Source organism: Methylocapsa palsarum, assembly GCF_900114285.1.
Taxonomy (GTDB): domain Bacteria; phylum Pseudomonadota; class Alphaproteobacteria; order Rhizobiales; family Beijerinckiaceae; genus Methylocapsa; species Methylocapsa palsarum.
In genome coordinates, this window is record NZ_FOSN01000068.1 from 1 (window position 1) to 1,348 (window position 1,348).

The following is a 1,348-nucleotide window of genomic DNA, read 5'->3' on the forward strand; positions in this document are numbered from 1 at the left end:
GGCCCGGTCCTGTCCGGCGCGCTCAGAACTTGACGACGATGTCGCCGCCGAAGGTGAGCTGGGACGACCTCGTGCCGACGTCGAACGGCGTCGTGTTGTTCAGCGAGGCGTCGTAGCGAATTTCCGGCCGCAGCGTGACGCTCTTGATCCAGGCCGCGTCCGGAAGGCCGAAGACGTTCGGGATCGGCGGCGCGGTGATGTTGAGGCCCGCGGTGAGTTCGAGGTAGGTCGTCGGCGCCGGGGCGAAGGCCCCCGCCGGCGGGTAGCCGCCGAAGTTCAGATAGCCGTGCTCGGAGTTGACGTAGTTGAAGTTGCCGGGGGCGCCGAGCGACGAAACGAAGAAGTTGTTGTTGTCGCGCCAGACTTCGGCGCGGCCGACGATCTTCAGCCAGTCGTTGATCGCGTAGGCGGCGTACTGGGCGATGCCGAAGCCGTCGAGGCCGCCCGCGGCGTCATCGTGGATCCAGTTCATGTCGGTGATGAAGGTCAGCTTGTCGGTCGCCTTCCAGGTCACCACCATGTCGTTCAGGAAGCGCAGGGTCGAGCTTGGCGCGCAGCCGCCGCAGCCGGCGATGCCGACCGGCGTCGCCGGGTTCTGCGGGCCGATGTTGGTCGTCGCAAGCACGGTCAGCGCGCCACCCATCAGGTTGAGGCCGATGCCGCCCTCGAAGCCGACGCCGCCGTTGTTGTCGCCCGGCCAGGCGATGGTGGTGTTCACGCCCGTGTTGAAGCCGGCGTAGACGTCGATCTCGGGGACGATATGCGCGACCGCGGCGACGCCGGTCAGTTTAAGAGGCACGCCGAAATTGAAGATGTAGGAGTGTGAGTAGAGCAGATTGTCGCCCGCCGGGATGACTTCGGCGCCGAGCAGGGTCGGGAACTGGCCGGCCTTGACGTCGATGCCGCCCGAGAACAGCCAGGGCAGATGGACCTGCGCGTTGGCCTCGACCACATCGAGCTGGTAGCGGCCGTTGATCCAGTATTCGCCCTCGCCAAGGAAGTGGGTGTAGCGCGCGTCCGAGCCGTAAAAGCCCTGGATCTTGAAGCCGTAGTCGTAATCCTTGGAGGTCGGGTCGATCGGACGCTGCACCGTCAGCATCGCCTGATTGAGCATCAGCGAATTGGCCTTGTCGGTGAACAGATGGCCGAAGTTGAGCCCGTTCGCCGGATACACCGGATTGACGAGTAAGCCGGCGTCGATCGCGCCGCCGATCGTGAACGTATCCCACCAGGATGGCGGCGGCTTCGTGGCGGCGACGTCGGCGGCCAAGGCCGCCTGTCCCCCCGGCAGGAGGGCCATGCCAGCGCACAGCGCCTGCAAAGCCAAAAATTTGCGCATTTTAGACAT

At 65.3% G+C, this 1,348-nt stretch carries 1 protein-coding gene; it reads right to left on the reverse strand.

The genetic code is table 11. The annotated features are described in order from the left end of the window. Nucleotides 1–22: 22 nt before the first annotated feature. The gene (locus tag BM177_RS19310) at nucleotides 23–1,327 is read right to left on the reverse strand and encodes an outer membrane beta-barrel protein (RefSeq protein ID WP_244532463.1); all 1,305 of its coding nucleotides are present in this window, start codon (nucleotides 1,325–1,327) and stop codon (nucleotides 23–25) included. Nucleotides 1,328–1,348: the final 21 nt, after the last annotated feature.